General features: G+C 72.3%; 9 protein-coding genes. 4 read left to right on the forward strand and 5 right to left on the reverse strand.

All coding sequences use genetic code 11. From position 1 onward, the window contains the following. Nucleotides 1-110: 110 nt before the first annotated feature. From J2X68_RS26905 to J2X68_RS26915, 3 genes are read left to right on the forward strand one after another with little or no spacing between them, the layout of a single operon-like run. Complete coding sequence (locus J2X68_RS26905; RefSeq protein ID WP_310435138.1) at nt 111-1,262, forward strand: Gfo/Idh/MocA family oxidoreductase; 1,152 nt, start codon at nt 111-113, stop codon at nt 1,260-1,262. Beyond that, complete coding sequence (locus J2X68_RS26910) at nt 1,259-2,413, forward strand: dihydrodipicolinate synthase family protein (protein WP_310435139.1); 1,155 nt, start codon at nt 1,259-1,261, stop codon at nt 2,411-2,413. Before J2X68_RS26905 ends, J2X68_RS26910 begins: the two co-directional genes overlap by 4 nt. A gap of 35 nt (nt 2,414-2,448) precedes the next feature. Then, nucleotides 2,449-3,249, forward strand: a complete 801-nt coding sequence (locus tag J2X68_RS26915) for a sugar phosphate isomerase/epimerase family protein (protein ID WP_399040918.1) — start codon at nt 2,449-2,451, stop codon at nt 3,247-3,249. Nucleotides 3,250-3,281: 32 nt separating this feature from the next. Here the strand turns inward: J2X68_RS26915 and J2X68_RS26920 are convergent, their stop codons facing one another. Further along, the gene (locus tag J2X68_RS26920; protein WP_310435141.1) at nt 3,282-3,542 is read right to left on the reverse strand and encodes a hypothetical protein; all 261 of its coding nucleotides are present in this window, start codon (nt 3,540-3,542) and stop codon (nt 3,282-3,284) included. After that, on the reverse strand, nt 3,539-3,829 hold the full coding sequence (locus tag J2X68_RS26925; protein ID WP_310435142.1) for a hypothetical protein: 291 nt from the start codon (nt 3,827-3,829) through the stop codon (nt 3,539-3,541). The genes J2X68_RS26920 and J2X68_RS26925 overlap by 4 nt, the downstream gene beginning before the upstream one ends. Nucleotides 3,830-3,983: 154 nt before the next feature. Between J2X68_RS26925 and J2X68_RS26930 the strand changes: the two genes are divergently transcribed. After that, nucleotides 3,984-4,250, forward strand: a complete 267-nt coding sequence (locus J2X68_RS26930; RefSeq protein ID WP_310435143.1) for a GntR family transcriptional regulator — start codon at nt 3,984-3,986, stop codon at nt 4,248-4,250. Nucleotides 4,251-4,317: 67 nt separating this feature from the next. On the opposite strand, the gene J2X68_RS26935 is transcribed toward J2X68_RS26930, so the two are convergent. The 3 genes from J2X68_RS26935 to J2X68_RS26945 form a co-directional block, all read right to left on the reverse strand. Further along, the gene (locus J2X68_RS26935; RefSeq protein ID WP_310435144.1) at nt 4,318-5,526 is read right to left on the reverse strand and encodes a hypothetical protein; all 1,209 of its coding nucleotides are present in this window, start codon (nt 5,524-5,526) and stop codon (nt 4,318-4,320) included. Between the two features lie 360 nt (nt 5,527-5,886). Next, entirely contained in the window at nt 5,887-6,276 is a 390-nt protein-coding gene (gene rbsD, locus J2X68_RS26940) for a D-ribose pyranase (protein ID WP_310435145.1), read from the reverse strand. Further along, complete coding sequence (locus J2X68_RS26945) at nt 6,273-7,262, reverse strand: ribokinase (protein WP_310435146.1); 990 nt, start codon at nt 7,260-7,262, stop codon at nt 6,273-6,275. Before J2X68_RS26945 ends, rbsD begins: the two co-directional genes overlap by 4 nt. Nucleotides 7,263-7,449 lie beyond the last annotated feature (187 nt).

Consider the following 7,449-nt stretch of genomic DNA (forward strand, 5'->3'; position numbering starts at 1 on the left):
GCTGGTCAGAGGCTAGCTTCTCCTTGTATAGAAAGCGCTTGCTGTAACGCTGATCAGGAACAGGCGTACGCGGCGCGCAAACCGCGTACTACGCCTGCGAAGGGACCGACGTGACACGCAAGACGGTGCGTATCGCCATGAACGGCGTGACGGGGCGCATGGGCTACCGCCAGCACCTCGTCCGCTCCATCCTGGCCCTGCGCGAGCAGGGCGGGCTCGACCTCGGCGACGGCACCGTGCTGTGGCCGGAACCGATCCTCGTCGGCCGCCGCGAGCACGCCCTGCGGGCGCTCGCCGACCGGCACGGCCTGGAGCACGTCTCGACGGACGTCGACGAGGTCCTCGCCGACCCCACCGTCGACATCTACTTCGACGCCCAGGTCACCTCGGCGCGCGAGGAGGCCATCAAGAAGGCGATCGCCGCCGGCAAGCACGTCTACACCGAGAAGCCGACGGCCACCGGCCTCGACGGCGCCCTCGAACTCGCCCGGCTGGCCACCGCCGCGGGCGTCAAGCACGGCGTCGTCCAGGACAAGCTGTTCCTGCCGGGTCTGCTGAAGCTGAAGCGCCTCATCGACGGCGGCTTCTTCGGCCGGATCCTGTCCGTCCGCGGCGAGTTCGGCTACTGGGTCTTCGAGGGCGACTGGCAGGGCGCCCAGCGCCCGTCCTGGAACTACCGCGCGGAGGACGGCGGCGGCATCGTCGTCGACATGTTCCCGCACTGGGAGTACGTCCTGCACGAGCTGTTCGGCCGGGTGAAGTCCGTCCAGGCCATCGCCACCACCCACATCCCGCAGCGCTGGGACGAGAACGGCAAGCCCTACGACGCCACGGCCGACGACGCCGCCTACGGCATCTTCGAGCTCGACGGCGGCGCCATCGCCCAGATCAACTCCTCCTGGGCGGTCCGCGTCAACCGCGACGAGCTCGTGGAGTTCCAGGTCGACGGCACGGAGGGCTCGGCGGTCGCCGGTCTGCGCGACTGCCGGGTCCAGCACCGCAGCGCGACCCCCAAGCCGGTCTGGAACCCGGACATCCCCGCCACCGAGGTCTTCCGCGACCAGTGGCAGGAGGTGCCCGACAACGGCGAGTTCGACAACGGCTTCAAGGCCCAGTGGGAGCTGTTCCTCAAGCACGTCTACGCCGACGCCCCCTACCACTGGGACCTGCTGGCCGGCGCCCGTGGCGTCCAGCTCGCCGAACTGGGCCTGAAGTCCTCCTCCGAGGGCCTGCGCCTGGACGTCCCGGAGGTCACGCTGTGACGATCCAGCTCCCCGGCGCCGACGGGACCCTGCGGACCCACGAGCCCCGCACCGAGCCGCTCGCGCTCACCACGGGCGCGCCCTTCACCTCCCGTACGGTCTTCTCGGCGGCGCACGTCGTCGCGGACCCGTTCGCGGACACCTCGCCCGACTCGCCCGCCGCGATCGACTGGGACGCCACCCTCGCCTTCCGCCGCCATCTGTGGTCCCACGGGCTCGGCGTCGCCGAGGCGATGGACACCGCCCAGCGCGGCATGGGCCTGGACTGGGCGGGGGCCGCCGAACTGATCCGCCGCTCGGCCGCCGAGGCGAAGTCCGTGGGCGGCCTCGTCGCCTGCGGCGTCGGCACCGACCAGCTCACCGGCCCGGCGACGCTCGCCGAGGTCCGCGCGGCCTACGAGGAGCAGCTCGCCCTCGTCGAGGCCTCCGGCGCCCGGGCCATTCTGATGGCGTCCCGTGCCCTGGCGGCGGCCGCGTCGGGCCCCGAGGACTACCTCGACGTCTACGGCCACCTCCTGCGCCAGGCCTCGGAGCCGGTGGTCCTGCACTGGCTGGGCCCGATGTTCGACCCGGCGCTGGAGGGCTACTGGGGCTCGTCGGACCTCGACACGGCGACGGCCGGCTTCCTGGAGGTCGTCGCGGCCCATCCCGACAAGGTCGAGGGCATCAAGGTCTCGCTGCTGGACGCCGGGCGGGAGATCGACATCCGCCGCCGGCTGCCGCAGGGCGTGCGCTGCTACACGGGTGACGACTTCAACTACCCCGAGCTGATCGCGGGCGACGAGAAGGGCTTCAGTCACGCCCTCCTCGGCATCTTCGACCCGCTGGGCCCGCTGGCGGCGGAGGCGGTCCGGGTCCTCGACACGGGGAACACGGCCGGATTCCGCGAACTCCTCGACCCCACCGTCGAGTTGTCCCGGCACCTCTTCCAGACCCCCACCCGCTTCTACAAGACGGGCGTGGTGTTCCTGGCCTGGCTGGCCGGTCACCAGTCGCACTTCACGATGGTCGGCGGCCTGCAGTCGGCCCGTTCCCTCCCGCACTTCGCCCGCGCCTACGAACTCGCCGACGGCCTGGGCCTGTTCCCCGACCCCAAGCTGGCCGAGGAACGGATGAAGAACCTGCTCGCCCTGTACGGAGTGGCCCAGTGAGCAACCCGGACCTGACCCGCTTCTCCATCAACCAGATGACGGTGAAGCAGCTGTCGATGCCCGAACTGGTCGACGCCTGCCGGGAGTCGGGCGTGACCAACGTCGGCCTGTGGCGCGAGCCGGTGCAGACGTACGGAGTGGAGCGGACGGCCAAGCTGGTCCGCGACGCGGGCCTGACGGTGACGACGCTGTGCCGCGGCGGCTTCTTCACGGCGATCGACCCGGACGAACGGGCCGCCGCGCTGGCCGACAACCGCCGGGCCGTCGACGAGGCGGCCACCCTCGGCACGGACACCCTCGTGCTGGTCTCCGGCGGTCTCCCGGCCGGCTCGAAGGACCTGCACGGCGCGCGGGAACGCATCGCGGACGCGCTGGCGGTGCTGGGCCCGTACGCCGAGGACCACGGGGTGAGGCTGGCCATCGAGCCGCTGCACCCCATGTACGCCGCCGACCGCTGCGTGGTCTCCACCCTCACCCAGGCCCTGGACCTCGCGGAACGCTTCCCCGCCCACCAGGTCGGCGTCACCGTCGACACGTACCACATCTGGTGGGACGACCAGGCGCCCGCCCAGATCGCCCGGGCGGGCGCGGGCGGCCGGATCCACACCTTCCAGCTCGCCGACTGGACGACCCCCCTCCCGGAGGGCGTCCTCAACGGCCGCGGCCAGATCGGCGACGGCGCGATCGACATGCGCGAGTGGCTGGGCCATGTGACGGCGGCCGGATACACCGGCGCGATCGAGGTCGAACTGTTCAACGACGCCCTGTGGGCGAGGGACGGCAGGGAGGTGCTCGCCGAGACCGCGGAACGTTTCGTGACGCACACGGCGGACTGACGGCACCGGGCCCTGCCCGCGGCCCCTCGGCGTCAGCGTTCCCTGTCCGCCGCCATGATGCCGACGCATTCCTCGAGCGCCGCGTGCAGTGACGGTACGAAGGCGGCGAGTTCGGCGTCGGACGACCTGGCCGCCTCCAGTACGGCGCCGACGACCGTCACCAGGACGGCGGCGGCCTTCAGGGCGTGCGTGTCGGCCAGTTCCTCCAGGACACCGCCGGGGCGCGCGACCACGAACGCCTCCTTGCCGGTGGCGGGGTCGACGCCGAGGCTGCGGAAGCGCCTCGTGCTCATGCGGCGGCCTCCGCGGGGAGGCGGTCCTGCCCGAGGGCGGCGAGGACCGCCGTGCGGTGCCGTTCCCGCGGGAGGTGCCGGCGGTCCCGGGCGTCGCGTTCGCGCTCCCAGACGGCGAGGTACGGCCTGACCAGGGGCAGGCCGTCGGCCAGGACCACATCCACGGGCCGCCGCGCGGAGGCGGCCGGGGACGGCAGCGGGAACGCGGGCGGGAGCGGGTCGAGGGCGCGGTGCGCTCCGCGAGGCGGCAGGAAGAGGCTCAGGATCGCGGCCAGTAGGCTGCGCATAGGTCGACTCCTAGGGTCGGCTCAGCCCCGGCACGGAAGCTTTCACCTTCCTGCCGGGGCGCTTTCATGGGTGCCATGGTATCGCCTTGTATCGCTTCGTAGCGAGTCGTATCTCAAAGAGTGTGTAGCGCTCTCGTTGCCTAGCGTCGACTCCATGAACCCTGACGCTGAGATCGACCATGGAGCGCCACTGACCCCGTACCGGCAGCTGGCCGAGATTCTGCGTGCGCAGATCTTGCGCGGTGATTGGCAACCCGGGCGGATGCTGCCCAGCGAAGCGCAGCTCGTTCAGCGATACGGGATCGCGAGGACAACCGTGCGGCGTGGACTTGGCTTGTTGGCCGACGAACGCTGGGTGTACGCCGTTCCGCAGCGTGGGTGGTTCGTGGCCGACCCCCTGCCGCCCGCCCCCGAGATGTGACGAAGGGGCCGCCCTCCGTCGCTGTGAGCGGACGGGCGGCCCCGGTGGTGTCCGGGCGAGGGGCGGGTCAGTCGGGCAGCCGGTCCATCAGCCAGGTGCACAGCTCCTGGGTGATCCCGGTGTGCGGCGTGGTCGTCGGCGAACAGAGGAAGTCGTCCAGCTCGCTCTCCTCCGGCGGCAGTCCGTCGATGTTCAGGTACAGGTCGGACTGCGTCTCGATGTCGCGGACGGCGACCGCGCTCACCGACGGCACGAAGCACACGTCCTTGTGCCGCAGGTCCACCGTGCCGCCGAGTTTGCGCATCGCTCCGGCGAGGATCTCGTAGGTGTGCAGGGTGCCGCCGGGCGCGCCGTCCAGCTCGGGGAAGCCGCTGGTGGTGACGGTCTTGTCGGCCTTCGGGAACCGCCGGTTGAGGTAGGCGGCGGTCACGTCGTCGCCCTGGGCCTGGGTGTAGAAGGTGGTGCCGGGGTAGATCCGGTCGATGCGCAGCGCGACCTCGCCGGGCTTCACGTCGGGCAGTCCGACCCCGTCGGCACGGCCGTTGGCCACGCCGATCTTGAGCGGGATCTGCGGCCAGCCGCCGACCCGTTCCAGGGCGGCCAGGAACTCGGTGCGTTCCGGGGCGACCCCGATCTTCCCGGTGTCCTTGTCGTAGTGCCGCCACAGCATCTGACGGGCCGCCGGGCTGTTCATCTGCTTCGCGAAGTCGTTCGGGAACGGGATGAAGTACGAGAACGCCTGCACGCCGACCGGGATGGAGGCGCCGCGGTGCGGGCTGTCGTACGAGAAGTACAGGCCGGTGCGGTGGTCCATGCGCTGCCTCTCGAACTTGGCCAGCGCGTAGCGGGTGACGATGCCGCCCATGCTGAACCCGCCGACGACCAGCCGGGTGTCGCCGACCTGCTCGGCGATGGTCCGCATGATGGCGGCCATGGCCGTCTCCGCGTTGTCCAGGATCGACGCGCTGCGCTCCTCGAAGCCGAGCAGGATCACGTCCCTGCCGCGCCGGCGCAGCTCGCTGACGAGCGGGAAGTCGCCGGTCTCCAGCCCCTGGTAGAGCTTGTCGAGCTCGCTGCGGCCGAGGTTGAAGCCGTCGGCCATGATCACGGGACGGCTGAGGCCGCCGGAGTTGCCCTCGCCCGGGAACACCCAGGCGAAGCCGTTCGGCAGCATCCATTCCCTGTGTTCGGGAACCTCGACCGCGGCGAGGGTCTCGACGGCCGGCGAGGCGCCGAGGGTGAACGTGCCGACGTTGGGCTCGGCTGTTTCCGACATGGTCGTCTCCTGGTGGGAGGGGTGGGAACGACCACATCATGAGGGGCGATTTGCCCTCGTCACCCGTTTGACCTGCGCGGTTCATTACAAGGGATGCAATGCGCCCGACAGGTGTTTGATGCGTTTGGCATGTGCCACTGGCCTGTTCTGTTCGCTCGGCCGTTCGCGCCGGACGAGCCGCCGCAAATTTCCCGGAAGCCGTACAACCCTTCCGTGCCTCGCTGTGTCGTACAGGGCATCAGGGCTTCTGGAGGGGGATCCGGGGGGATCGCGGGGGTTCTGGTACGGAGGGGAAAAGCCGAGGGGGCCCGGTCGACGGACCGGACCCCCTCGAAGCTTTTCCGCCGCGCCCGGTGGACCTCAGAAGAACACCCCGCACCGGAGCAGGACGTTCGCGTACGGCCGTGCCTCGCCCGTGCGCACCACCAGCCGGGCTCCGGCGGACAGCCTCTTCAGCTCCTCGTGCGGAACCAGGGCCAGCCCGGGGAAATGCCCGTCCAGCAGCCCGGCCGCCGCGGGATTGGCCTGACGCACCTCCGTCGCCGCCGTGGCGCCCTCGACGACCAGCTCGGCGAGCAGCCCGTCGACCACCTCGGCGAACGACGGCACCCCGGCGAGGAACGCGAGGTCGACCACCTTGGGCCCGTCCGGTATCGGCATGCCGGCGTCGCACACCAGCACCCCGTCCCCGTGCCCCAGTTCGGCCAGCGCACCGGCGAGATGACGGTTGAGGATCCCGGCCTTCTTCACAGGGCGTCCCCTCGCGGGGCGGCCCCGGACACGCGGTCCTGCTCCCGGCCGGGGGCCCGGGGGGCGTCCCCCGCGCCGGCGCCGGGCAGGGCCTCGACCTCCCGAGCCGTCGGGAACGACTCCTGCGCCCCCCGCCGGGTCACGGCCGCCGCCCCGACCCGCGCCGCGTACGCCGCCGCCTCGGCCGGCGCGGACCCCGCGCCCAGCCGCCAGGCCAGCGCCGCCGTGAAGGCGTCGCCCGCGCCCGTCGTGTCCACGGCGTCCACCGTCACGGGCGCGATCCGCGCCACGCCCTCCGGGGACGCCACCAGCGCCCCTTGTGAACCCAGCGTCACCACCACCGACTTCGGCCCCTTCGCGAGCAGGGCCCGGGCCCAGTCCGCGGGCTCCTCGCCCGCGCCGTCCCCGCCGAGGATCACCTTCGCCTCGTGCTCGTTGACGATCAGCGGGTCGCAGGCCGCCAGCACCTCGTCGGGCAACGGGCGCGGCGGCGACGGGTTCAGCACGAAACGGCTGCCCGGCGCCAGGCTCCGCACCACCTCCACGACCGTCTCCAGCGGGATCTCCAGCTGGGCCGACACCACCCGGGAGGCGCGGAAGAGGGCGGCGGCCGCGCGGACGTCCGCCGGCGTCAGCCGCCCGTTCGCCCCCGGCGACACCACGATGCTGTTGTCGCCGGACGGGTCCACGGTGATCAGCGCGACGCCCGTGGGCGCCCCGCCCACCAGCACGCCGGCCGGGTCGACCCCGGCCGCCCGCTGCGAGTCGAGCAGCAGCCGCCCGTAGGCGTCGTCGCCGACCCGGGCCAGCAGGGCCGTACGGGCCCCGAGCCGGGCGGCCGCGACGGCCTGGTTCGCGCCCTTGCCGCCCGGGTGGACCGCCAGGTCCGAACCGAGCACCGTCTCACCGGCGGCGGGCCTGCGCTCGACGTCGATCACCAGGTCGGCGTTGGCCGACCCTACGACCAGAAGGTCGTAGTCGTACATGGAGTGACTCCCCTGATACGTGACTCGGGGCGGACGGGGGGCCCCCCGGGGGCCCGCCGGCCCCCCAGCCCCCCCCGGGCACCCCCCGGGCCCCCCACCCCCCCCCCCAACCCGGCGTCCGCGACGGCCGCGGCGGGCGCGGCCGCCGCGCGCCACTCGGTGGCGGGGGTGGGGTGCGGGGCGCGGC

The organism is Streptomyces sp. 3330 (assembly GCF_031456635.1).
GTDB lineage: Bacteria > Actinomycetota > Actinomycetes > Streptomycetales > Streptomycetaceae > Streptomyces.